General features: G+C 73.1%; 17 protein-coding genes. 11 read left to right on the forward strand and 6 right to left on the reverse strand.

All coding sequences use genetic code 11. The annotated features are described in order from the left end of the window. Positions 1-3: 3 nt before the first annotated feature. The 4 genes from AB0E24_RS13865 to AB0E24_RS13880 all read left to right on the forward strand — a co-directional run bounded on the left by AB0E24_RS13865 (position 4) and on the right by AB0E24_RS13880 (position 4574). Positions 4-945 carry an alpha/beta hydrolase gene (locus tag AB0E24_RS13865; protein ID WP_359376875.1) on the forward strand — a complete coding sequence of 314 codons (942 nt, stop codon included), beginning with the start codon at positions 4-6 and terminating at the stop codon, positions 943-945. Positions 946-1113: 168 nt separating this feature from the next. Beyond that, on the forward strand, positions 1114-2601 hold the full coding sequence (locus tag AB0E24_RS13870) for a sensor histidine kinase (RefSeq protein WP_435865276.1): 1488 nt from the start codon (positions 1114-1116) through the stop codon (positions 2599-2601). Further along, positions 2598-3323, forward strand: a complete 726-nt coding sequence (locus AB0E24_RS13875; RefSeq protein WP_102935293.1) for a response regulator — start codon at positions 2598-2600, stop codon at positions 3321-3323. Before AB0E24_RS13870 ends, AB0E24_RS13875 begins: the two co-directional genes overlap by 4 nt. A 27-nt stretch (positions 3324-3350) precedes the next feature. Continuing rightward, positions 3351-4574, forward strand: coding sequence for a cytochrome P450 (locus tag AB0E24_RS13880; protein WP_359376881.1), 1224 nt, complete (start codon positions 3351-3353; stop codon positions 4572-4574). Positions 4575-4729: 155 nt separating this feature from the next. Here the strand turns inward: AB0E24_RS13880 and AB0E24_RS13885 are convergent, their stop codons facing one another. Both AB0E24_RS13885 and AB0E24_RS13890 read right to left on the reverse strand, forming a co-directional pair. Beyond that, positions 4730-6382 carry an ABC transporter permease gene (locus AB0E24_RS13885; protein ID WP_359376884.1) on the reverse strand — a complete coding sequence of 551 codons (1653 nt, stop codon included), beginning with the start codon at positions 6380-6382 and terminating at the stop codon, positions 4730-4732. After that, positions 6379-7296: an ABC transporter ATP-binding protein gene (locus tag AB0E24_RS13890; RefSeq protein WP_079258411.1), complete on the reverse strand. Its 918-nt coding sequence runs from the start codon at positions 7294-7296 to the stop codon at positions 6379-6381. The genes AB0E24_RS13885 and AB0E24_RS13890 overlap by 4 nt, the downstream gene beginning before the upstream one ends. 92 nt (positions 7297-7388) lie before the next feature. Between AB0E24_RS13890 and AB0E24_RS13895 the strand changes: the two genes are divergently transcribed. Next, entirely contained in the window at positions 7389-7928 is a 540-nt protein-coding gene (locus AB0E24_RS13895; protein ID WP_371352219.1) for a GbsR/MarR family transcriptional regulator, read from the forward strand. A gap of 69 nt (positions 7929-7997) precedes the next feature. On the opposite strand, the gene AB0E24_RS13900 is transcribed toward AB0E24_RS13895, so the two are convergent. Then, the gene (locus AB0E24_RS13900) at positions 7998-9008 is read right to left on the reverse strand and encodes a hypothetical protein (protein ID WP_359377048.1); all 1011 of its coding nucleotides are present in this window, start codon (positions 9006-9008) and stop codon (positions 7998-8000) included. 214 nt (positions 9009-9222) lie between these two features. Here AB0E24_RS13900 and AB0E24_RS13905 point away from each other — a divergent pair, with 214 nt between their 5' ends. Next, positions 9223-10506 (forward strand): adenylosuccinate synthase, encoded by a 1284-nt coding sequence (locus AB0E24_RS13905; protein WP_069872760.1) that lies wholly within the window; start codon positions 9223-9225, stop codon positions 10504-10506. 77 nt (positions 10507-10583) lie between these two features. Here AB0E24_RS13905 and AB0E24_RS13910 read toward each other — a convergent pair whose 3' ends face one another. Both AB0E24_RS13910 and AB0E24_RS13915 read right to left on the reverse strand, forming a co-directional pair. Continuing rightward, positions 10584-12389, reverse strand: coding sequence for a protein kinase domain-containing protein (locus tag AB0E24_RS13910; RefSeq protein WP_069872762.1), 1806 nt, complete (start codon positions 12387-12389; stop codon positions 10584-10586). A gap of 51 nt (positions 12390-12440) precedes the next feature. Then, complete coding sequence (locus AB0E24_RS13915) at positions 12441-15743, reverse strand: serine/threonine-protein kinase (protein ID WP_359376889.1); 3303 nt, start codon at positions 15741-15743, stop codon at positions 12441-12443. 306 nt (positions 15744-16049) lie between these two features. On the opposite strand from AB0E24_RS13915, the gene AB0E24_RS13920 reads away from it, so the two are divergent. From AB0E24_RS13920 to AB0E24_RS13930, 3 genes are all read left to right on the forward strand, one after another. Beyond that, complete coding sequence (locus tag AB0E24_RS13920; RefSeq protein WP_232640307.1) at positions 16050-17411, forward strand: aspartate aminotransferase family protein; 1362 nt, start codon at positions 16050-16052, stop codon at positions 17409-17411. A 195-nt stretch (positions 17412-17606) separates the two neighbouring features. Then, a complete protein-coding gene (locus tag AB0E24_RS13925) occupies positions 17607-18332 on the forward strand; it encodes a GntR family transcriptional regulator (protein WP_173963249.1) in 726 nt (241 codons plus the stop codon). A gap of 211 nt (positions 18333-18543) precedes the next feature. Further along, a complete protein-coding gene (locus tag AB0E24_RS13930; protein WP_069872768.1) occupies positions 18544-19194 on the forward strand; it encodes a putative DNA-mimic protein in 651 nt (216 codons plus the stop codon). Positions 19195-19388: 194 nt separating this feature from the next. On the opposite strand, the gene AB0E24_RS13935 is transcribed toward AB0E24_RS13930, so the two are convergent. Further along, positions 19389-20123: an SLATT domain-containing protein gene (locus AB0E24_RS13935; protein WP_069872770.1), complete on the reverse strand. Its 735-nt coding sequence runs from the start codon at positions 20121-20123 to the stop codon at positions 19389-19391. 965 nt (positions 20124-21088) lie between these two features. On the opposite strand from AB0E24_RS13935, the gene purD reads away from it, so the two are divergent. Both purD and AB0E24_RS13945 read left to right on the forward strand, forming a co-directional pair. Further along, positions 21089-22354, forward strand: coding sequence for a phosphoribosylamine--glycine ligase (gene purD / locus AB0E24_RS13940; protein WP_359376895.1), 1266 nt, complete (start codon positions 21089-21091; stop codon positions 22352-22354). A 376-nt stretch (positions 22355-22730) separates the two neighbouring features. Continuing rightward, positions 22731-24650, forward strand: coding sequence for a hypothetical protein (locus AB0E24_RS13945; protein WP_359376898.1), 1920 nt, complete (start codon positions 22731-22733; stop codon positions 24648-24650). Positions 24651-24749 lie beyond the last annotated feature (99 nt).

A 24749-nucleotide genomic window follows, 5' to 3' on the forward strand; every position in this document is an offset into this window, starting at 1 on the left:
CCGGTGGGCGGGGCGGCGGCCGAGGAGACGTCGGTCTTCGGGCTCGCCCCCGTGACCCCGGACCGGACCATCGCGTACGGCGAACACCCGGACCAGGTGGTGGACTTCTACTTTCCGCCCCGGGGAATGCCTGGCGACCCGCCCGGGGCGCGGTGGGCCCCCCGTCCCGCTCCGCTGGTCCTCCTCTTCCACGGCGGCGCCTGGCGCGCCCCTTACGACCGCCGCCATGTCTCGCCCTTCGCCGCGTTCCTGGCGGGGCGGGGCCTGATGGTTGCGTCGGTCGAGTACCGCCGGGGTGCGGTGGGCGCGGACGGTGAGGGCTCCCTGGAGCCGTCGCGCCCCGCGCGGGCGGGGCGGTGGCCGGAGACGCTGGACGACATCGCGGCCGCCGTCGACACCGTGCCGGGCCTCGCCCGGGAGCTTGGGCTGCCCGGAGGTCCCGGGGGCCCAGGGGCGGTCGACCCGGACCGCGTGGTGCTCACCGGGCACTCCGCGGGCGGGCACGCCGCGCTGTGGGCCGCGGCCCGGCATCGGCTGCCGTCCGGCACTCCCTGGCATCTGCCCTCCCCCTCCCCGCTCCGCGGTGTCGTCGCCCTCGCCCCCATCGCGGACTTCGCCACGGCCCGTGCGCTGGACGTCTGCTCCGGCGCCGTCGGCGAACTCCTCGGCGACGGCGCCGAACTGACGGCCCGGCTGGCCCTCGCCGACCCCGCCGCGCTGCTGCCCACCGCGATCCCCACCACCATCGTGCAGGGCGGCACCGACATCGACGTACCACCGGCGGTCGCGGACGCCTTCGCGGCGGCCGCGGCCCAGGCCGGGCAGGACGTACGGCTGGTCAGGGCCGAGGGCGGACACTTCCCGCCGATCGACCCCACCACGCCCGTCGCCCACACGGTCGCCGACGAAATCGCCCGCCTGGCCGGGGCGCCCCGGACTGCGTAGTACCGGGCGCCCCCGGCCCCGTAGCATCGACCCACACCCACACCCACACCCACACCCACACCCACAGCCCCGGACCGCCGCCCCCCCCACGTAGTACTTGAGGTGGACTCCGCACAATCCACATTCCCGGGGACGACGGCGCGGGGCGCGCTCTCTACCGTGGTCGGCGTGACTCAGACGATTCCGCGGACCGAACTCCGCACCATCCGCCGGGCGTTGTCCGATCTGCGGAAGGACCTGATCACCGGCGCCTTCGCGCTCCGCCCGCTGCCGCCGCTCGGCGCCACGCATCCGCTGGTGCGCAAGGTGCCCCGGTCGGCCCGGCCGTACGCGCCGTGGCTGCCACAGGCCGCGATCGCGGCCTTCGCCTTCTACCTCATGGCCGTGGCGAACGAAACCGAGGGCGTGGGGACGGCTCTGCTCAGCGGCGCGCCCCTGCTGCTGGCGCTCTACCGGCCGATCGGCGCCTGGTGGCTGTCCTTCGCGGCGAGCGTCTTGTGGGGCATGGTCGCCCCCGAACCGGTCGGAAGCAGCATGTGGCCCTGGCCGGCGACCCTCTTCGCCTCGCATGTCGCGGTGATGGTGATCGTCGCGAGCCAGAACCGCCCGCGGGTGGCCGGGCAGATGCTGCTGCTCACGGCAGCGTTCGGGATCGCCTGCGATTTCAGCGCCGTTGGGGGGCACACGAACGCCTTCCCCATGGTGGTCACCTCCGGCGTCCTCGTGGGCGCCGTCGTCTCCCGGCGCAGTCTGCGCGAGACCAAGCAGCAGGTGGCCGTGCAGCAGTCGGCCACCTACGAGGAGCGCTCGCGCCGCACGCTGCTGGAGGAGCGCGCGACCATCGCCCGTGAGCTGCACGATGTCGTCGCGCACCATATGTCCGTGATCGCCATCCAGGCGGAGGCGGCGCCCTACCGGGTGGCGAACCCGCCCGAGGAGCTGGCCACCAGCTTCGCGACCATCCGCGAGAACGCGGTCGCCGCACTCACCGAACTCCGCCGCGTCCTCGGCGTCGTACGCGCCGACGACCCCGATGCCTACGCCGACGCCGACCCCGAGGCGCCCCAGCCGACCCTCGCCACGCTCGACACGCTCTTCGCGGGGGTCCGGGCGGCGGGGCTGACCGTCGAGCACATCATCACCGGCGCCGTACGCCCGCTGCCCTCCGGTGTGGAGCTGTCCGCCTACCGAATCGCCCAGGAGGCGCTCTCCAACGCGCTGCGCCACGCCCCCGGGAGCACCGCCCGCGTCGAGGTCGCCTATGTCCTCGGCGGTCTGGGCCTGCGGATCGTCAACGGCCCGCCCACCCAGGCCGTACGGCCCTCCCCGGGCATGGGCCACGGGCTGCTCGGGATGCGGGAGCGCGTGGCGATGCTGAACGGGGAGATGACGGCGGGAGCGGTGGAGGAGGACGGCGGCTACGAGGTCGCGGTCTTCATCCCGGTCGCCGCGGCCGCGGAAGAAGCGGAGGCGTCCGGACCGGAGCCATCGGCACCGAAGCGCGGGCCCGCCTCCGAGGCATCCGCACCGAAGCGCGGGCCCGCCTCCGAGCCATCGACCCCGAAGCCGGGGCCCGGACTCAAGAAGGGCCCCGCCCCGGAGGCATCGGGACCGAGGAAGGGCCCCGCCCCGGCGGGGGAGACGATGAAGCCATGACCACCGACGCCCCCACCCCGGCCACACCTCCCGCCCTCCCCACCTCTCCCATCCGCGTGCTGATCGCCGACGATCAGGTGATGGTCCGCGAGGGTTTCTCCGTGCTGCTGAACGCCCAGCCCGATATCGAGGTCGTCGGCGAGGCGGTCGACGGGCGCCAGGCCATCGCCCAGGTCGCCGCCCTGCGCCCCGATGTGGTCCTGATGGACATCCGGATGCCGGAGGTCAACGGCCTCGAGGCCACCCGTGAGATCGTCGCGGCGGACGCGGACGCCAAGGTGCTCGTCCTGACCACCTTCGATCTGGACGAGTACGTCTACCAGGCGCTGCGCTCCGGAGCGAGCGGCTTTCTGCTCAAGGACGCCTCCGCCCGTCAGCTCGGCGATGCGGTACGGATTGTGGCGGCGGGCGAGGCGCTGCTCGCGCCGACCGTCACCAAGCGTCTGATCACCACGTTCTCGCGGATCGGCGAGGCCGCCGGGTTCGGCGTCCCGCTGCCCTCCCCGCAGGGTCGGCTGGCCGAGTTGACCGAGCGGGAGAACGAGGTCCTGGTGCTGGTCGCCCAGGGCTGCTCCAACGCCGAGATCGCCGAGCGGCTGATCGTGGCCGAGTCGACGGTGAAGACGCATGTCAGCCGGATCCTGGTGAAACTGGGGCTGCGCGACCGCACCCAGGCGGCGGTGTTCGCCTACGAGGTGCGTCTGGTGACCCCCGGGGGCTGACCGGGCCGGGCGCGGTACCGTCCGGGGATGAGCAGCAGCGCCGAAGCCCCCGTCTTCGACCCCTGGCGGCCGTCGTTCGTCGCGGACCCGTATCCGGCCTACGCCGAGCTGCGCGAGGGCGGCCGGGCCCACTGGTTCGAGCCCTCCCGCCAGTGGCTGATCCCGCGCCACGCGGATGTCAGCGCCCTGTTGCGGGACCGCCGGCTCGGCCGCACCTATCTCCACCGCTTCAGCCATGAGGAGTTCGGCCGCACCGCGCCGCCGCCCGAGCACGAGCCGTTCCACACCCTCAACGACCACGGCATGCTCGATCTCGAACCGCCGGACCACACCCGGCTGCGCCGCCTCGTCTCCAAGGCGTTCACCCCGAGGACGGTCGAGGCGCTGGTGCCGACGATCCAGCGGCTCGCGGGGGAACTCGTCGACTCCTTCGTGGCCTCGGGCGGCGGCGATCTCATCGCGGCGGTCGCCGAACCGCTGCCGGTCGCCGTCATCGCCGAGATGCTGGGCATTCCGCCGGCCGACCGCCCCGCGCTGCGGCCCTGGTCAGCGGAGATCTGCGGAATGTACGAGCTGAGCCCGAGCGAGGAGACGGCGCGCCGGGCCGTGCGCGCGTCTGTGGAGTTCTCCGCCTATCTGCGCGGGCTGATCGACGAGCGCCGCAAGTCCCCGGGGGACGATCTGATCAGCGGACTCATCGCCGCGTACGACGAGGGCGACCGGCTCACCGAGCAGGAGATGATCTCCACCTGTGTGCTGCTGCTCAACGCGGGCCACGAGGCCACGGTGAACAGCACCGGAAACGGCTGGTGGGCGCTCTTCCGCCACCCCGAGCAGCTCGCCGCGCTCCGCGCCGACCCCGATGCGCTGCTGCCCACCGCCGTGGACGAACTCCTGCGCTTCGACACCCCGCTCCAGCTCTTCGAACGCTGGGTGCTGGAGGACATCGAGGTCGGCGGCACGGTCATTCCGCGCGGCGGCGAGGTCGCGCTGCTCTTCGGCTCGGCCAATCGCGATCCGGCCCGCTTCGACCGCCCCGACGACCTCGATCTCTTCCGGGCCGACAATCCCCATGTCAGCTTCGGCGCCGGGATCCACTACTGCCTGGGCGCCCCGCTGGCCCGTCTGGAGCTCATGGCCTCCTTCGGGGCCCTGCTCCGCAAGGCGCCCGGGATGCGGTTGGTCGGGGAGCCGGAGCGGGGAACGAACTTCGTCATCCGCGGGCTGCGGGAGCTGCTGGTCGAAATCTGAGCGGAGTCGGCGGCGACGGCGACGGCGGAGCCGACGCGGCCAGGACGGCCGGGACGGCCAGGACAGCCGGGACAGCCGGGACAGACGAGCCCCCCGTTGTCCACAGCCTGTGGACAACGGGGGGCGGTTGCCGGGATGTGGTGGGCCGACGGGGGTCAGCCGCCGATGTCGCGGCGGCGCAGACCCACCAGTCCTCCGGCGGCGAGAACGACCGAGAGCAGCAGCAGCCACAGGAACGGCGCGGCCGTGACCTCGTCGCCCGGCAGCTTCGGCAGATGGCTGAAGGGCGAGGTGTCCATGACGGAGTCGGACAGCTCCATCGCCGGGCCCATCCAGCCGATGGCCACCACCCAGCCGACGAAGGCCCAGGCCGCCGCCGAGTACTTCGGCACCACGCCCACGAGGAAGAGCGTCACGCTGGTGAGCACCCACAGCGCCGGGAGCTGGGAGAGGGCGGCGCCCAGGCAGCGGGGGAGCTGCTCGGCCAGATCGCCCGCCGCGATGCCGTAGCCCAGGCCCAGCGCCAGACCGCCGATGGCGAGGATGACCACCGGGCCGAGATAGGCGATGATCAGATGGCTCCCGGCCCAGCGCAGCCGGCTCACCGCGTTGGACAGCAGGGGCTCGGCGCGCTGGTCGGTCTCCTCACCGCGCAGCCGCAGCACGGAGCTTGCGGTGTAGACGGTGAGGATGGTGCCGAGGACGCCGACCATGGCGGCCAGGAACGCGTCGTTCAGCCCCTGGGCGCCGCCCATCCGCTGGATGATGTCGCGGGTCTGTTCGCTGTCGCCGAGGAAGTCATTGGCACCGTCGGAGATGCCGCCGAAGATGGCGCCCGCGAAGACGAAGCCCGCGGCCCAGCCGAGCAGGGCGCCGCGCTGAAGCCGCCAGCCCAGGCCGTAGACCCCGCTCAGGAGCGGGCCTGCGGTCGGTGGGCCGGGGCGGCTGGCGTAGAAGCTGGCGCCCACGTCGCGACGGCCCACGAGGGAGTACGCGAGGGTGATCGAGGCCGCGGCGAGCACGGCGATGAGCAGCAGCGGCCACCAGCGCTCGTCCGCGTACGGCCGGGCGTACTCGGCCCAGCCGAGGGGCGAGAGCCAGACCAGGACATGGCCGGAGCCCTTGCTGCCGTCCTCCGCGGCGTCACCCGCCATGCGCAGCACGAAGGCGACGCCGACCAGGGCGGAGCTCAGGCCCCGGGCCAGCCGTGCGTTCTCCGTGAGCTGGGCGGCGACGGCGGCCAGACCGCCGAAGGCCATACCGGACAGACCGACGGCGAGGCCGAGCGCGAGCGCGCCGGTGCCGCCCTGGCCCGCGAGGCTGCCCGCGATGAGCAGGGTCACCGCGCCGTTGGCGATGCCCACGGCGAGCAGGGCCGAGGTGAGACCGGCGCGGCGGCCGACCATGCCGGAGGAGAGCGCCTCCTGGCGGCCGGTCTCCTCCTCCTCACGGGTGTGCCGGACCACGATGAGCAGGCTCATGATCGCGGCGAACACCGTCAGGAAGGCGCCCACGCGCCAGACGGTGAGCGCGCCGAGCGAGTCGTCGAAGGCGGCGCCGAACAGGGCGCGTGTCGAGCCGTTCCCGTTCATGTCATGGACGAGGTCGGCGCGGCGTTGGGGAGTGTCGTACGCGCTCTTCAGACGGCCGACGGTGCTGCTGGCCGTGAGCCCCAGGCACAGCACCCACACCGGCATCATGATCCGGTCGCGCCGCAGGGCGAGCCGCAGCAGCGTGCCCGTGCCGGCCAGATCGTGGGCCGATCCGCGGGAGCGGGGGGAGACCCGGGCGTCGGCTACGGCGCTCATCGGGCGATCGCCTCGGCTTCCGTGCGCGAGATGTCGTCCTGGTAGTGGCGGAGGAAGAGCTCTTCCAGGGTGGGCGGGGTGGAGATGAGGCTGCGCACGCCCACCTGGGTGAGCTGGCGCAGTACGGCGTCCATCTTGTCGGAGTCGACCTGGAGCTTGACCTGGCGGCCCTGGATGTCCACGTTGTGCACACCGGGGAGGCCGGACAGGCCGTTCGGCTCGCCGGCGAGCTCGGCGGTCACCGACGTACGGGTCAGATGGCGCAGCTCGGTGAGTGTGCCGGACTCCACCCTCCTGCCCTTGCGGATGATGCTCACCCTCCGGCAGAGCGCCTCGACCTCGCTGAGGATGTGGCTGGAGAGCAGCACCGTGCGACCGCGGTCGCGCTCCTCGGCGACGCACTCGCGGAAGACCTCCTCCATGAGCGGATCGAGCCCGGAGGTCGGCTCGTCGAAGATCAGCAGCTCCACTTCGGATGCGAACGCGGCGACCAGGGCGACCTTCTGGCGATTGCCCTTGGAGTAGGTACGGCCCTTCTTGGTGGGGTCGAGCTCGAAACGATCGAGGAGCTCGGCGCGGCGTGCGGTGTCCAGACCGCCACGCAGCCGCCCGTACAGATCGATGACCTCTCCACCGCTCAGGTTGCGCCACAGGGTGACGTCTCCGGGGACGTACGCGATGTGGCGGTGGAGGTCGACGGCGTCGTGCCAGGGGTCCTTGCCCAGCATCTGCACCGCGCCGGAGTCGGCACGGAGCAGCCCGAGGAGGACCCGGATGGTCGTGGACTTCCCGGCGCCGTTGGGCCCGAGGAAGCCATGGACCTCACCTGCCTCGACTTCGAGGTCGAGGCCGTCCAACGCGTGGGTCCGGCCGAAGGACTTGTGCAGGCCGGACACGGAGATTGCCGTTTTCATGATTCCGAAGCTACGCTAGTTTCACAAATTTGTGAAGTTAAGGAACCGTATAAACTTATGATGATGTGACGAAGAGAGGAGATGATGAAGCGGTGAGGGAGACGATCGAACCAGAGGACGCGCCCGGTCACGCGCGGGATGAAATGGCGGTGTCCAGGTTCGTCGAGCGGTTCGCGGCCGATCTGACCGAGGCTGGGATGCAGCGGATGGCCGCGCGGGTCTTCGCGGCGCTTCTCGTCTCCGACGCCGGGGCGCTCACCTCGGCCGAGCTCGCCGAGCGGCTGCGGATCAGCCCGGCCGCGGTGTCTGGCGCGATCCGCTATCTGTCCCAGGTGGACATGGTGGTGCGGGAGCGCGAGCCGGGCTCCCGCCGCGATCGCTACCGGCTCTACAACAACGAGGTCTGGTACGAGACCCTGACCCGCCGCGACCAGATCGTCGCCCGCTGGGAGAGCACCATGCGGGACGGTGCGAAGGTGCTCGGCCCCGCCACCCCGGCGGGGCAGCGGATCACCGAGACCGCCGACTTCTTCGAGTTCGTCCAGCGGGAGCTGCCCAAGATGCTGGAGCGCTGGCGCACCCAGAAGGCGGAGCACCGAGCCGCGGAGGCCCGGGAGGCCGAAGCGGGCTGAGGGCACCCGCCCGGTGCCGCCCGCCTGGGCGCCGTGGCGGCTTCCGCCCGGCGCCCGCGCGAGTGGGGCTCAAGGGCGGTGCGGCAGCATCAGACTCCACGCCTCCGCCAGGACCGTCCAGGTGCGGCTGCGCACCGGGCCCCGGATCAGCGCGTCCGCGTGATAGCGGAAGTCCGGGCCGGAGACGGTGACGGCCCGCGCCCGAGTGCGCAGCGGGCCGTCCGCCGCGTGGGGATGGACCACGACCTCGGCCAGTCCGCCGCCCGGTGCGGCCGTCGATACCGATACCCGCTCCACCGGCCGGTCCAGATCGGTCAGCAGCACCCCGTCCGCCTCGATCCGCAGCCGCTGCGGCGGCGGATGCGGCGGTTTCCGGGCGCCGCCGCCGGACAGCCCGATCACGGGGAGCGAGAGCAGCGTCAGCGCGGTGCGGGCGGTGCGGGCCGCCGGGATCCACCACGGCTGGTGGTCATCGCCCTGTGGACCGTGGCCGGGCGGGCCGCCGTCCTCGTCGCTCTCGCCGTCCTCGGCCCGGTGGTCATGGGCGCGGGGATCGCAGTGGCAGTCCCGGCCTCCCGCCCCGTCGCCGTGCGGCCCGGGGCCGTGCCCATCCGGTCCTGGCGCTCCGCCGCATCCGCCGCCCGGCGTCCCGTGCGCACCGTAGGGAGCGCGTCCGGAGGGGATCCGCAGACCGCCGAGGACCACTCCGCCGCTCTCGTCCACCAGCAGGTCACGTGGGTGCGCGGTGCCGTCGAGGACCGTACGGGCCGCGGCGACCGCGTCCGTCGGCACCCCGAGCGAATGGGCCAGGGCGACCGTGGCGGAGCCGCCGACCGGGACCACCGACAGCGTGGCGTCCGCGAGCTCCCGCCGCCGGTGCAGCAGCTCCACCATGCGCAGCAGGGCGCGGTCGTCGCCCACCAGCACCGGCCGGCGGGCGCCTCGGCGGGCCAGCGCCCGCTCGACCTCCTCCGGGGTGTCCGGCAGGCAGATTTTCGTCTGTGCGCCCGCGCAGAGCACATCCTTCGCGATCCGCACCGACTCCCCGTCCGTGCGGCGGGCGTTGGGGTCGATGACCATGAGCAGCGGGCGCCCCCGGGCGGTGTCCGGCGCAGGGGGCCGGGGATCTGGAGCCGACACCTCGGTCCTTCCTCAGGTAATCTCTCGGTGCAAGAGCCCCTGTCGCTGTTGCGCCAGGGGCTTCGTCTATCCGGGGCACCGGTTCGACGGCTCTTGTGGTGGCGCGCGTCACCATGCACGTTGGACATGCCCCGCCCGGAAGGGGTGTACGCCTGTGCCCGCACTTGTGCTGCTCGGTGCTCAGTGGGGTGACGAGGGCAAGGGAAAGGCCACCGATCTGCTCGGTGGTTCCGTGGATTATGTAGTGCGCTACCAGGGCGGTAACAACGCGGGCCACACCGTGGTGGTCGGCGACCAGAAGTACGCGCTGCACCTCCTCCCGTCCGGAATCCTCTCGCCCGGCTGTACCCCGGTCATCGGCAACGGTGTCGTCGTGGACCCCGCGGTCCTGCTCTCCGAGCTGAGCGGTCTTGCCGAGCGCGGCGTCGACACGTCCAAGTTGCTGATCAGCGGTAACGCCCATCTGATCACGCCGTATCACACGACCCTCGACAAGGTGTCGGAACGATTCCTCGGCAAGCGGAAGATCGGCACCACCGGCCGCGGTATCGGCCCGGCCTACGCGGACAAGATCAATCGCGTGGGCATCCGGGTCCAGGACCTCTTCGACGAGTCGATCCTGCGGCAGAAGGTCGAGGCGGCCCTGGACTCCAAGAACCAGGTGCTGGCCAAGCTCTACAACCGCCGTGCCATCGCCGTCGACCAGGTCGTCGAGGAGCTGCTGGGCTACGCCGACCAGCTGAGCGGCTATGTCGCCGACACCACCCTGGTGCTCAACAACGCCATCGACCAGGGCCAGGTCGTGCTCTTCGAGGGCGGACAGGGCACCCTGCTCGACGTCGACCACGGCACGTACCCCTTCGTCACCTCCTCCAACCCGACCGCGGGCGGCGCCTGCACCGGCACCGGAGTGGGCCCGACGAAGATCAGCCGCGTGATCGGCATCCTGAAGGCGTACACCACCCGCGTCGGCGCGGGCCCGTTCCCCACCGAGCTCCTCGACGAGGACGGCGAGAAGCTGCGCACGATCGGCGGCGAGCGCGGTGTGACCACCGGGCGCGACCGGCGCTGCGGCTGGTTCGACGCGGTCATCGCGCGCTATGCGACCCGGGTCAACGGCCTGACCGACTTCTTCCTCACCAAGCTGGACGTGCTCACCGGCTGGGAGCGGATTCCGGTGTGCGTCGCCTACGAGATCGACGGCAAGCGGGTCGAGGAGCTGCCGTACAGCCAGACCGACTTCCACCACGCCACACCGATCTACGAGACGCTGCCGGGCTGGTCGGAGGACATCACCCAGGCCAAGACCTTCGACGACCTCCCGAAGAACGCGCAGAAGTACGTCCAGGCGCTGGAGGAGATGTCGGGCGCCCCGATCTCGGCGATCGGCGTCGGACCGGGCCGCGACGAGACCATCCAGATCAACTCGTTCCTCTGAACCCTCCACGGGAGCGCGGCCGCCCGCGCCACGGCGGCTGATCCCGCCACGGGAGCGCGGCCCGCGCGCCGGCGTCACTACGCCGCGGGCGGGCCGAACACCCCGGCGGGCTGCTGCGCCTGACCGACGGGCCGCGCGGCCCGCTGCTCCTGCATCTTGGTGATCCGCCGCACCACGGCGATGGCCAGCAGCGCCGTCAGGATGCCGATGGAGTCGTCGACGATGCTGACGATGACGCCGGGCCGCTGTTCGCGGATGTTGTCGCTGATGATCTCGCTGGTCCCGTTCACCGGGAACATCAGGAACATGATCACGAAGAACGTCCACCACCAGTGCAGCACCGCGCGTCCGCGCCGTCCGGGCCCCGGGGGAGTGCTGGAGGTCCAGACGTCGTTGGCGATCTGCTTGGGGAGCCATAGCTGGGCGACCGGGATGAACCAGGCGCCCACGGCGTAGCCGCTGCCGAACCGCTGCCGGCCGGGGTTGAGCACCGTCGAGTTGATGTAGGCGGTGCGGAACCAGACCAGCCACAGCACGACGAGCACGAGCGCGGCGACACCGGTGCCGCTGCCCATCGCCTGGACATCGCTCCGCTTGCTGTAGAGCACATCCTTGCTGACGTCGCCGGCGTCGATGGCGAAGTACGTGTCGAGCAGCGAGATGTTCAGCGCCATGTCGAGGAGGGTCAGCACCAGCCAGATGCCGAACATGCTCATCAGCGCGGTGGCCAGACCCCGGATCGGCCTCAGCCGGGTGCCCGGTGTGGGAAAGCCCAACGGCGCCTGATAGCCGCCCTGCCAGGGCTGCGTGGGCACCTGGTACGCGGGACCCGCGGCGGCGTGCGCATGGGGGGTCGCGTACGCCGATGGCGTGCCGTACGCGGAGGGGCCGGGCGGGGTGTGCGCGGCGGCCTGCGGATGGCCGTACGCCGACGGGCCCTGCTGTGGCGCCACGGCGTCCGGCTGAGCGTTCTCGGCCTCCACCTCCAGCAGTTGGAGGGCGTCCCGCCCCAGCCGGGCGAGCAGCCCGCCCGGCAGCCAGGGCTCGCCGTCATCGGCCACCGGCTGGGTGGCGGCGACCAGGTCGTCCACCGAGGGCCGCTTGGCCGGGTCCTTGTTCAGACACGCGGTGACCAGCCCGCGCGCCCCCTCGGGGAGCCCCACCAGATCGGGCTCCTCCTGGGCTATTCGGTACATCAGGGCGTGGATACCGCTGTCCAGGTTGCCGAAGGGCTGACGTCCGGTGGCGGCGAAGGCGAGCACCGAGCCGAGGCAGAAGACATCGCTCGCGGCCGTGACCGGCTCACCGCGCACCTGCTCGGGCGACATGAAACCGGGCGAGCCGACCACCGCGCCGGTCATCGTCAGATTGCCGCCCGTGGTGGTGCCCACGGGGTCCAGGGCGCGCGCGATGCCGAAGTCGATGACGCGCGGACCGTCGATCGTGACGAGGATGTTGGACGGCTTGAGGTCGCGGTGGATCAGCCCGGCGCCGTGGATGTCGCGCAGCGCGAGGGCCAGTCCGTTCGCCAGGATCCGCAGCGAGCGCTCGGGCAGCGCCCCGAAGTCCTCGGCGACCACGCTGTGCAGGGACGGACCGCCGATATAGCCCGTGGCCACCCACGGCACCTCGGCGTCGGTGTCGGCGTCCAGCACGGGCGCGGTCCACTGCCCGCCGACCCGTCTCGCCGCCTCCACCTCCCGCTTGAAGCGGCCGCGGAAGTCGGCTTGTCGTGCGAGTTCGGCCTGTACGAGCTTCACCGCGACGGTGCGGCCGCGGGCGGAGCGGGCGAGGTAGACCCGGCCCATTCCGCCCTCGCCCAGCTTGCCGAGCAGCCGGTACTCGCCGATCCACCGCGGGTCCTGGGCCCCGAGGTTCTCCATCGCGGTGTGGCTCCTGTCCCTGTGCCGATAGTCCCTCTGCCGATCGGCCGATCAGTCGAGGCGGGTGAACGTCTGTGTCATCGTCTCATCGCTGTAATCGTCCGGGTCGTCATATTCGACACGCAGCTTGTCATGTCCGGATGAGGTGAACGTCAGTGACGTGCCGGGTCCACAGAGATTCTTGGGGGTGCCCCCGGTGAACTTCGAGGGGCTGAGCACGAGCCCCTTCTCCACCGAGGCCAGCACCCGGTCGCCCTCGCAGTGGTACTTCTTGCTGTCCGCGACCTGCTGGGCCACGACGGTGCCGATCGCGCCCTGTTCGATGGTGAGCTTCAACGTGGCGTCGGGCTTCCCGAACGCGTCCTTGGCCAGCCAAGTGCCCACGTACGGAGAGGGGATGGGCTTGCCGCCGGTCTTCGAGGGGCGCAGCGTCGCCTCGTAGGAGCCGTCCGTGGTGCTCCAGGCGAGGGTGCCGTCGTTGCCTATCCGCAGGGTCTGCTCGCCGACCGTGCTGCAACTGTCCTCGGGGATGCTGGTGGCGACCTCCTCGTCCTCGATGAGGAGCAGGCTGTCCGCCGACTTGAGCTTGGCCGAGTCCTGGCAGAACGAGTCCGAGTCGGAGGTCAGCGTCTCGGCGACGAACGCGCCGACCGGCCCCTGGGAGAGGACGACCCGCCGGATCTTGCCGGTGGACGAGCCGCTCTCCTTGATCTCCCCTTCCCAGGCGCCCAGATACTCGGTGGGCACATCGCCCGTCGTCTCCAGCTTGGTCGCGGACGGATCGGGCCCGGCCGAACCACCCCCGGGCGCCTTGGAGTCGGCGGTGCTCGGGCCATTGGGCGGGGTGTGGGTCATCTTGTCGTAGTCGGTCTTGGCCCGGTCGCCCTTGTCGTCGTTCCCGTTGATCACGGCGAGTGCGGTGACCCCCGCGATGAGCAGGGTGGCGACGGCGGCCGAGACGACGATGAGCGTCTTACGGCGCCTCTTGGGCACGGGCGCCCCGCCGGGTCCGCCCGGCGTACCGGGTCCGCTCGGCGCACCGGGTCCGCTCGGACCGGTTGGCCCGCCGAACCCGGCGGAGGGCGAACCGGCGGCGGGACCCGCCCCGAACGAGGTGACGTCGGGCGGCCCGAAGGCGTTCGGCGGCGTCCGCGGCTCGCGGTCGGCGCCGGTGGCCTGCGGCGGCGTGGCTTGTGCCGGGTAGCCGTACGCCCCGGCGGCGTAGGGCCCGGCCGGACCGGGTGAGTTGGGAGCCGCGGCGGCAGCACCGGCCTGCGGCGGGGTGGCGTTGCCGGGCGCGCCGTGGCCGGGCGCGGCGGGCGGTCCGCCGGGTGTCGCGGGTGCCGCGGGTGCCGCGGGTGGGGCCGCGTGCGGTACGCCGTGCCCCGGCGCGGCGCTACCGGGCGCGTGGGGCGCCGCGGCGGATTCACCCATCGCGTCGGCCCGCGCCGCGCCCGCCGGAGGTGTGGCGGCCTGCCCTGCCGCGCCCTGTCCGGGTCCGGGCAACGGCCCTCCGGCCTGCGACCCGCCGGGAGTTCCGGGTGCGGCGGCGTACGGGTTGCCGGAGCCGGGCCGGTCGGCGGCCGCGGCGGGTGCCCCGGCCTGCGGCTGGCCCGGCACTGCGGGCGAGGCGGCGGCCTGCCCGCCGGGCGTTCCGTGCGCGGGGGCGGCCGAAGGCCCGGCAGCTTGCGGCCCACCGGCCTGGCCCGAGGCGCCCTGGCCCGCGCCTGCCTGCGGCCCGGCGGCCTGTCGTGGGTCGTGCGAAGGCGTACCGTCCCATGGCCCGGGGGCCGACCCGCTGGGCCCTGAGGGGGCTTGGCCTTGGGCGCCCTGGTGCGTGCCGACTTGCGGGGCGCCTGGCTCGGGCGCAGTGCTGTGAGGCGTGGCCGCTTGCGGGGGCGGTCCGGCGGTCTGTCGTGGGTCGGCCGACGGTGCGGCTGCCTGTGGTGCGGCGGACGACGGCGCACCGGCCTGGCCCGAGGCGCCCTGGCCCGCGCCTGCCTGCGGCCCGGCGGCCGGGTCCGGGGTGCTCTGGTCTCCGCCCGGCTGCGGTGTGGCGCTGGGCGTCGCGGGTCCGGCAGTCTGTCCTGCGTCGGCGTATGGTCCGGCGGCGTGGCCGCCGCCCTCAGCCTGGCCCGCCGCACCCGCCGCACCCGCCGCACCCGCCGCACCCGCCGCACCCGCCGCACCCGCCGGGCCTGCCGCACCCGCCGCGGGCGGAGTGGACGGTGCCGGGGGCAGTGGCGCGCCCGCCTGGGGCGCCCCCGTGGGGCGCGGCGGGGTGGTCGGTGGCGGGGGCGTCGGGGGCTCCGCCGGAGCCAGGGGGTACGACGTGGCCGACGGCGGCGCGGCGGGCGGCGGCGGTACGGCTGGGCCCGCCGCGGGCGGTACGGCTGGGCCCGCCGCCCCGGCCGCGGGCGGTACGGCGGGGCGCGCGGGCACCCCCGGCCCCGCGGGCGTCTCCACCTCGAGCAGCTGCATCGCATGCCGTCCGAGCTGGGCGACGAGCCCGCCCGGCAGCCACGGCTCGCCGTCGTCATCGGCGCCCGCCGTACGTTCCAGCAGCGCGTCCAGCGAGGGCCGGTCGTCCGGGGCCTTCTTCAGGCAGTCGGTGACCAGCTCGTGCAGCCCTTCCGGCAGCCCCTCCAGGTCCGGTTCCTCCTGGGCGATGCGGTACATCACCGCGTGCACCCCGCTGTCGGCCGTGCCGAAGGGCTGACGGCCGGTGGCCGCGTAGGCGAGCACCGAGCCGAGGCAGAAGACATCGCTGGCCGGGGTGACCCGCTCGCCGCGCACCTGCTCGGGCGACATGAAGCCGGGCGACCCGACGACGGCGCCGCTGCGCGTGAGGATGCCGTCGGTGACGGTCTCCAGCGCCCGCGCGATCCCGAAGTCGATGACCCGCGGACCGTCGATGGTGATCAGGACGTTGGAGGGTTTGAGGTCCCGGTGGACCAGCTCGGCGCCGTGGATGTCGCGGAGCGCCTGCGTGAGCCCGTGGGCCAGGATCCGTACGGTCCGCTCGGGCAGCCGGCCCGATTCGGAGACGATCGCGTGCAGGGAGGGACCGGCGATATAGCCGGTGGCGACCCATGGGGTGGCGGCCTCGGTGTCGGCGTCCAGCACCGGTGCGGTCCACGCGCCCCCGACCCGCTGCGCGGCCCGCACCTCCTGTTTGAACCGCCGCCGGAATTCGGCCTGCTGGGCCAGCTCGGTCTGGACGAGCTTCACCGCCACCGTGCGGCCGCGGGACGAATGGGCCAGGAACACCCGGCCCATGCCACCCGCGCCAAGGCGCCGAACCAGCCGGTAGTCACCGATCCAGCGAGGGTCCTCGGCCCCCAGGTCTTCCATGCGTCGATCGTCCCTTCCCCTGAATCCCCCTGATCAGCCCCCCGGAGAGAATAAGGGCGGCTGAGAGCGAAGTGGACGACGCGGACGATCCGTTATCGGTTCCGTATCCGTCCTGTGTCACTCCCGGGCCGGGGAGCGAAATCCGGACAGCCCGCCTCGGCCACCGGCCACGGTCACGGGGCACCGGACGCCCGGCAGGGTGTCGGCGGGGCGGCGTAAACCCTGACAGCCTGTCGGTGCCGGGCCCGGGGGCGCTGTCCGTACGCTGGTTCCGCCCCGACCCGCGAGCGATCCGAGGTACCGAACGTGTCCGTGCAGCCCAGCTCCGACCCCGCGGCCGGCGCCGCCGTCAAGGCCGCCGACCGTGCGCATGTCTTCCACTCCTGGTCCGCGCAGGGCCTGATCGACCCCCTCGCCATCGCGGGCGCCGAAGGCTCGTACTTCTGGGACTACGACGGCAAGCGCTACCTCGACTTCTCCTGCCAGCTGGTGAACACCAACATCGGCCATCAGCACCCCAAGGTCGTGGCCGCGATCCAGGAGCAGGCCGCGAAGCTGTGCACCATCGCACCGGGCTTCGCCGTGGACGTGCGGTCCGAGGCGGCGCGGCTGGTCGCCGAGCGCACCCCCGGCGACCTCGACAAGATCTTCTTCACCAATGGCGGCGCCGAGGCCGTGGAGAACGCGGTCCGCATGGCGCGGCTGCACACCGGCCGGTCCAAGGTGCTCTCCGCCTACCGCTCGTACCACGGGGCCACCGCCGCCGCGATCAACCTCACCGGCGACCCCCGCCGCTGGCCCTCCGACACCGCCTCGGCGGGTGTGGTGCACTTCTGGGCGCCGTTCCTCTACCGCTCGCCCTTCCACTCCGACAGCGAGGCGCAGGAGTGCGAGCGCGCGCTGCGCCACCTCGAGGACACCATCGCCTTCGAGGGCCCGCGGACCATCGCCGCGATCATCCTGGAGACCATCCCCGGCACCGCCGGGATCATGGTCCCGCCGCCCGGCTATCTGGCCGGGGTCCGGGAGATCTGCGACCGCTACGGCATCGTCTTCATCCTCGACGAGGTCATGGCGGGGTTCGGCCGCACTGGCCACTGGTTCGCGGCCGACCACTTCGGCGTCACCCCGGACCTGCTGACCTTCGCCAAGGGCGTCAACTCCGGCTATGTGCCGCTCGGCGGCGTCGCGATCTCCGCCGAGATCGCCGCGACCTTCGACCAGCGCCCCTACCCGGGCGGTCTCACCTACTCCGGCCACCCGCTGGCCTGCGCCTCGGCCATCGCGACGATCAACGCGATGGCGGAGGAGGGGATCGTGGAGAACGCCGCCGCGATCGGGGAGAACGTGATCGGCCCGGGGCTGCGGGAGATCGCCGAGCGCCACCCCTCGGTCGGTGAGGTGCGCGGCCTCGGCGTCTTCTGGGCGCTCGACCTCGTCAGGGACGAGGAGACCCGCGAACCGCTCGTCCCGTACAACGCGAGCGGAGCGGACAACCAGCCGATGGCCGACTTCGCCGCGGCCTGCAAGCGCGGCGGTCTGTGGCCCTTCGTGAACATGAACCGCACCCATGTCGTGCCGCCGTGCACGGTCACCGAGGCCGAGGCCAAGGAGGGGCTCGCGATCCTGGACGAGGCGCTGGGCGCGGCCGACGCGCATACGGTGTAGCCGCCTCCGCGGCCCGGGGCCCCCGGAAGCCCCGGTCTCACGGGCGCTGCCCGTTTGCCCCTGGCCGCCGCCCGACCACTGCCCGGTGTAGACCACCGACGCACTCTGCGTATTCCGCGCAACGGCCCTCGCATATCGTGATGCGAGGGCCGTCCGCTTTCTTACATCGACGGCCGTGGAAGGAGACGGTCCTCGATGCCCGTGCCAGGCGCCAGCCCGGTCAAGCGGAACACTCTGCGGCAGCAGATCGCCGACGCGCTCTGCGACGAGGTGCTCGCGGGCCGGCTCCCTGCGGGGCGCCAGTTCACCGTCAAGGAGATCGCCCAGCAGTACGGCGTCTCCGCGACCCCCGTACGGGAGGCGCTGCTGGACCTGTGCTCCCAGGGGCTGCTCGATGTCGAGGAGCACCGGGGCTTCAGGGTCCACGAGTTCACCATCGAGGACTTCCGGCATATGGTCGACGCCCGCACGATGGTGGTCGAGGGCGTCTTCCGGCACTACGTCGAGCAGACGCTGAAGGCCATGACCCCGCAGGCGCTGGCCTCGGTGCGGCGGCGGGCCGAGGAGGCCGAACGGGCCGCCCGCTCCGGTGACCTGGACATCCTCATCGGCTACGACCTGCGCTTCTGGCGGGAGATCTGCGGGCTGGTCGGCAATCCGTACGTCCTGGACTTCCTTCAGCGGCTGCGGGTGCAGACCTGGGTCTTCACGGTGCCGTATCTGCGCCGCGTACCCGATCTGCGGGGTCAGCTGTGGACGGGGCACTGCGAACTCACGGCGGCGGTCACCCGCGGGGATCCGCATGACTCGGAGCGGCTCATAGGGGCGTACAACACGCATTTCCGTGCGCTGATCGAGCGGTTGGTGGCAGGGGAGGAGATGCGCGCGCAGGGCCGGGCGCCGGAGGTCAACTCCTCCTGAGCTCCTTCTGATCTCCTCCTGAACTCTTTTCGAACTCCCCCTGGCCCAGGGGCGGTTGCCCCGGGCGGCGAGCGAGCCGGAGCCCGGGGAAGCCGGGGCGCCCACGGGCGAATCGACCCCCCAGGGTTGGCGCCCCGCACTCTTCGCGCGGCGTACGCGGGGCATTACGCTGGGCCGACCATCGACCGTACGGATACGAGAGTGAGATCGCGTGGCATGTGACCTCTGGTTGGTCCCCCTCGTCGATGTGCTGTGCCACAGCCCCGACAACCCCTTCGCCGAAGAGATCGCCGCGTACGACAAGGCACTCAGTGAGGCCGGTCTGCCGCCCGTGCCCGTCTTCAGCTATATGCCGGGACTGTCCGGGGATGTCGCCCCGGTGGCCGGTTTCGACTACGACGCGCTGCACTTTCTCCGCCGTGCCTATCTGCTTCAGCTGTGCGGACTCGCGGTGACGCCGGTGGACGAACTCGGCGGGGACTACGAGCAGTTGCTGGAGATGTTCGAGCCCACGGCCCAGCAGTCGCATCTGGTGTGGCACTACGACCACGCGGGCGCGTATGTCCCCGTCGACTTCCAGGGCCCGCTGTCCAACGATGAACTCCTCGAGGGCGGCGGTCCGTTGGGGTCCAGCCATGGACTGCTGCGCGAGCTGGAGGCGGTCGCGCCGGCGCTCGGCATCGACCCGTCCAACCCCCCGGCCGCCCCCGCGCCCCCGGCCCGCCCCACGAGCCTGGAGGAGCCGGCGGCGTCCGTCCCGTACGAGGACAGCCCCTTCGCGAGAGAGCGCCATGTGTGGCTGGGGCTGCATGCGGCGGCGACGCGAAGCCTGGGGCAGGGCTCGATGATCGTCTTCAGCTGACGGCTGGGCCGGGCCTGTTCCGCAAGGCTGAGGGCTGGGCCGCGGCTGCTCCGCGAGGCTGTCCGGCCGTTGCGGTCGGCGTTTCCGGCGAGCGTTTCCGGTGACCGCGTCCGGTGACGGCGTCCGGCGAGTGGTCCCGGCGAGCGGTCCCCGGGGCTGTCTCCGAGGAGCGCTTCCGACCGGCGTCGTGGCTGTCAGCGAGGCGGCTCCGGCGGACGCTGCCGCGGCATATTGGGCCGGGCCGGGCTCGGCGGCAGCGGAAAGCGGCTCGCGGGGCTCCCGCTGTCCGGGCGGGGGCCCTGGGCCATCAGCGACTGTGTGACCAGCGGCGCCGAACCGGACCCGAAGTCCACCATCCAGCCCGCCGTCTCTGCCCGCACTAGGTCCGAGACGTCTTCGCAGAACCGCCGCAGCACGGCCAGACACCGCTCCACGGCCTCGCTCGCGGTGCCCTCGGTGGGGCCCAGCACCTCCCGTACGCTCTCCGACGCCCAGTCGAACTGCAACGTTTCCAGCCGCCGGTGCACCGCCTGTGCGGTGGCCACGTCCCGCATCCAGCCGGACGTCAGCCCGAAGAACCGGTCGGCGCCGAGGCAGGCGACCGCCAGCAGCAGCGCCAGGGCGCCCCAGCCGGCGCCGCCGTCCAGCGCGCCGTTCAGATCCAGCAGCGGCAGTACGGCCCCCACGACGCCCGCCACGGCGGCCCCCATCCGCAGCACCCGGGCGGCTCGCCGCTTCCACACCCGGTCGGCGAGGTACCAGGCGGCGACCTCCAGCGCGCCCTCCTCGACCCACTGGTACAACTCGTCGAGCCGCTCGGCGGGCTCCCCCCAGTCGCCGTGCGGGAAGGGTCGGCCGAGCAGGTCACCCTGCTTCCTCGCACCCTCCTGCCGAGGGAGCCCCTCGGGCTGCATCTCCGGCTGACTCACCGTGCAACTCCCTCTGCGGCGGCGTTTCTCTGGCGCGCGGCTGATGCGCGACCACCATTCCTACCGCCGAACGGCTGGCCACGAGGACCCGATCACGGGATTTCAGTCCGTAAGGGCTGTCCCATCGGGTATAGAACCACCCACTCCTCACCCAAAAGAGTGCCCCTGGCTCGCGGTGTAGGGGCGCGGAGGGTGGGGGTGGTGGGTGGCTGTGTTGGGGTGTTCGGCTCGGTTGGGTGCGGCTTTCGTCTCGCGCCTTCGGCGCAATTGAGCAGCGGGGCAGGGGGTGGGGGGCGTGGCGCCGTCGCCGGGCGCCGGGTCGGCGGGGGTGGGTGCCGGTGGCGGCTCAGCGGTGTGTGGGGGCGCGGTCCGATCCGGAGTGCGGGCTTCCTGGGTCCCGGGCGGCCTCTCCGGGTACCCCTTCAAAAAACGCTTGATCTGGAGCAACTAATTTGTCAAACGTTTTCGCAGGGGTACCCCCCAACCCCCGCGGTCGGCCCATCCTGCGGTCGGCACCCTGGCGACTTCGGCCCCCGGCACCCGGCCCCCCCCGGCGGCCCTACGCCCTACGCTCCGGCACCCTGGCGGCCCTAGCAGCCCAACACCCAGTCGGCCCCGACGGCCATGCGCCCCGACAGTTCCGGGGGCCTGCCGCCCGGGGCCCGACGGTCCGGCAACGGCCTCAGCCCCCAACCACCGAAGCCGCCACGCCCCCACTCCCACCGGCTCGGCACTCGGCGACGAGGCCCGCGCCCCCCACCCCCGCCCCCATGCTCAAATGCGCCGAAGGCGCGAGACGAAACCCGCACCCGAACACCTCACCTACGGCCCAACGGCGCCGCCTCACCGCTACCTCACCCATCACCCCACGCCGCCGCCCCACGCAAGCACGCGGCGACCGCAACCGCACACAGCGGCAACCCCACCGCACAGCACCCCCCACCCAAGGCAATAGGCTGCACACCGTGAAGGTCCTCGTCATCGGCAGCGGCGCCCGCGAACACGCCCTGTGCCGCGCTCTCTCCCTCGACCCCGACGTCACCGCACTGCACTGTGCCCCCGGCAACGCCGGCATCGCCGACGTGGCCGAGTTGCACGCGGTCGACGCGCTCGACGGCGCCGCCGTCGCCGACCTCGCCGCCTCCCTGGAGGTGGGTCTCGTGGTCGTGGGGCCGGAGGCCCCCCTCGTCGCGGGGGTGGCCGACGCCGTGCGCGAGCGCGGGATCCCGGCCTTCGGGCCGTCCGCCGAGGCGGCGCGGCTCGAGGGCTCCAAGGCGTTCGCCAAGGACGTGATGGCGGCGGCCGGCGTACCCACCGGCCGCGCCTACGTGTGCACCAGCCCCGCCGAGGTGGACGAGGCGCTCGACGCCTTCGGCCCCCCGTACGTCGTCAAGGACGACGGCCTCGCCGCCGGCAAGGGCGTCGTGGTGACCGAGGACCTCGAGGCCGCCCGTGCGCACGCGCTGGCCTGCGGCCGGGTGGTGATCGAGGAGTTCCTGGACGGCCCGGAGGTCTCCCTCTTCGCGATCACCGACGGCGAGACCGTCGTCCCGCTCCAGCCCGCCCAGGACTTCAAGCGCGCCCAGGACGGCGACGAGGGCCCGAACACGGGCGGCATGGGCGCGTACTCCCCGCTGCCCTGGGCCGATCCCGCGCTGGTGGACGAGGTCGTGGCCACGATCTGCCAGCCCACCGTCGACGAGTTGCGCCGCCGTGGCACGCCCTTCTCCGGGCTGCTGTACGCGGGCCTGGCGATCACCTCGCGCGGGGTGCGCGTGATCGAGTTCAACGCCCGCTTCGGCGACCCGGAGACCCAGGTGGTCCTGGCCCGGCTGAAGACCCCGCTGGCCGCCGTGCTGCTCGCCGCCGCCGTCGGCCGCCTCGACGCCGAGCCGCCGCTGCGCTGGAGCGACGGCGCCGCCGTGACCGTGGTCGTCGCCTCGCACAACTACCCGGGCACCCCCCGCACCGGCGACCCGATCACCGGGCTGGACAAGGTGGCCGAGGAGGACGGCCCCAAGGCGTACGTCCTGCACGCGGGCACCAAGCGGGACGAGGCGTCCGGCGAGGTGGTGAGCGCGGGCGGCCGGGTGCTCTCCGTCACCGCGACCGGCTCCGACCTGGAGAAGGCGCGCGACCGGGCCTACCGCGCGGTGGGCCGGATCGGTCTGGAGGGCTCCCACCACCGCTCCGACATCGCCGCGAAGGCGGCGGCGGACACCACCTCGTAAGCGGGAATCCGTGCAGAGGGGGCCGAAGGGGCGAGGACAGACGCTGTAAGAAGTGTCTCAACCGCCCCGAACGGACCCTCACACGCGCCCGCGAACGCCCCCGAAGCCCGCTTCCGCCTGTTCACACGGGGCCGAGCGTCACCATCGCGAAGTTCCCGGTTTTACCCAAGGCCATTCCATTGGGTGAGCGCTTCCGCATCCTGCTGACGCACGCCCGGCCCCCAACTAGTGTGCCGCTCAGGCAAGGTGCGGCAACTGGCCCACCGGCATTGCGGAGTGGGCGCCCGATGCGACAGTGGGTGGGGAGAAAACAACGCCGCCGTCGTCCGCTCTTCAAGCGCCGGTCTTCACAACACCGGCCGGACAGTAGGGGGTGATGAGAACCGTGGCAGGTCCCGAAGCAGGTGCCCTGGAGGCGCGCGCCCGTGCCCTCGCGGTACTGCGCATCCGGAGCACCGCGCTCGCGGTCGCACTGCTCCCGGCCGCCGCCGCCGTCGTGCTGCTGGCCGGAAGCGCCACCGGCAGCATCGGTGGCTCCCAGGACCAGGGCTGGACGGCCCTGCGGTGGGTGGTGACCGGGGGCGCCCTGCTGGTCCTGCTGCTGGCGGCGGCCGTGGCCGCCGTCGTCGTCCGGGCCAGGCCCGCGCTCACCCCGACTGTGCCCATCGCCGAGGAGACGGCGCCCGACCTCTACCGGCTGGTCCGCGATCTGGCCGAGCGCCTGGAGGTGCCCGCGCCATCGGCCATAGCGCTCACCCCCGACTGCGACAGCTGGCTGGAGGACCGTACGCATCCGGCGCACGCCCACCGCCGGGAGCACCGGGACCGCGGCGCCCTCGCGGTCGAGGAGACCCGCCCCGCCCGCTCCGTACGGGGCACCGGAGGAGGGCCCGGCCCCGCCACCGGCGCGGACCGGGACCGGATCCTGGACCGCGCCGAGCGGCGCCCCCCGCAGGCGCCGGTGCTGGTGATCGGCTCGCCGTTCCTGTGGTGGATGCGGGTCGCCGAGCTGCGCGCGCTGCTCGCCCCGGTGGTGGCGGGCACCGGCCCGTCCGTCCATCCCGACATAGCCGCCGCCCGCCGCTTCGTGCGCGGGCTAGACGCCGCCGTGGCCGTCGCGGCCCGCGGCCGCGGGTGCGAGCCGCCGTCCGGCCCCGCGTCCGCGCTCGTGGCGGCGGTGCGCCGCCCCGCGTTCGCCTTCGTCGGCTGGGTCGCCCGGCTGCTGCTGCGCGGCTGCCGGGACCACGCGGCCGCGATGGAGCGCGCGGTCGCCGCGGCCGCCTCCGAGCGGGCCCAGTCGGTCGACTACGGGCTGCGGATCGTCGCCCAGGAGCAGGTGGGCCTCGCCTACGCGGGCTGGGACCGGCTGCTGACCCGGGTCGCGCTGCCCGCCTGGCGGATGGGCCGCTGGCCCTCCCGGCTGGACGCGGGCGTGGTCGCGGCGCTCACCGAGCTCTCCCGCCGCGACCGGCTCGCCGAGGGGTTCACCTCCCGGCTGAGCGAGCGCCCGGCCTGCGACCTCCTGGAGGAGCCAGGGGCGATGGACGAGGCCACCTCGCTGCTCGCCGCCCGGCTCTTCCACGGCGGCCCGCCGGAGCCGGGCCCCGACTGGTCCCCGGTCGACTGGGGCGCGTATCCGGAGGAGGTCGTGGACCGCAAGTGGCGGCAGGAGGCCGCCCGGCTGAACCGGCTCCTGGACGAGCGGGAGGACACCCACGACCGCGTGGGCGCCACCTCCGCACCGTCCTCCGCGAGCGCGCCCGTGCCCCCCACCCTGGCCCGGGTCATCGACCGGCTCACCGCCGACGCGGCCGACTTCCCGGCCGACCCCGCCGACGGCCCCGACGGCTCCGACGGCTCCGACGGCGGCCTTGACGGCGGTGCCCCCCGCCTCGCCGCCCGGCTCAGCGTGGAGGTGGCTCGCGAGGAGGCCGCCGCCACCCGGGCGCACGGCCAGGGGCCCGCCGCGGGGGCGGAGGGGCCCGCGGGCGGCTGCGGCGGCGACCCGTGGATCGACGGCTTCGCGCCCGCGTTCCCGCTCCAGCCGCCCCGCACCGGCCGGGAGCTGCTCGCCGACCATGTCACCGCCATGGTCTGCTGCGCCGCCGTGGACACCGCGGGCGCGACCCCGGGGCTCGACTGGCTCGACGGACCCGCGCTGCTCGTCGGCGGGCGGCGGCGGGCCGATCTGGCCCATCCGGTGCTGAGCCTGGTGGAGGACGGCGACGACGGGCCGCTGCGCGCCTGGCTCGGCGAGGTGGGGGTCCGTCCGGAGAAGCCTGTCCGGCTGGTGTAGGCGCGTTCGGCGCGCGCATCGTGCGCACAGCGCCCCTACACCAACCGGATACCGATCCTATGTCCAGTCTTGTCGCGCGTTCGGTGTCTGTTCCGGCAA

The organism is Streptomyces malaysiensis subsp. malaysiensis (assembly GCF_040653035.1).
In the GTDB taxonomy this organism is placed as follows: domain Bacteria; phylum Actinomycetota; class Actinomycetes; order Streptomycetales; family Streptomycetaceae; genus Streptomyces; species Streptomyces malaysiensis.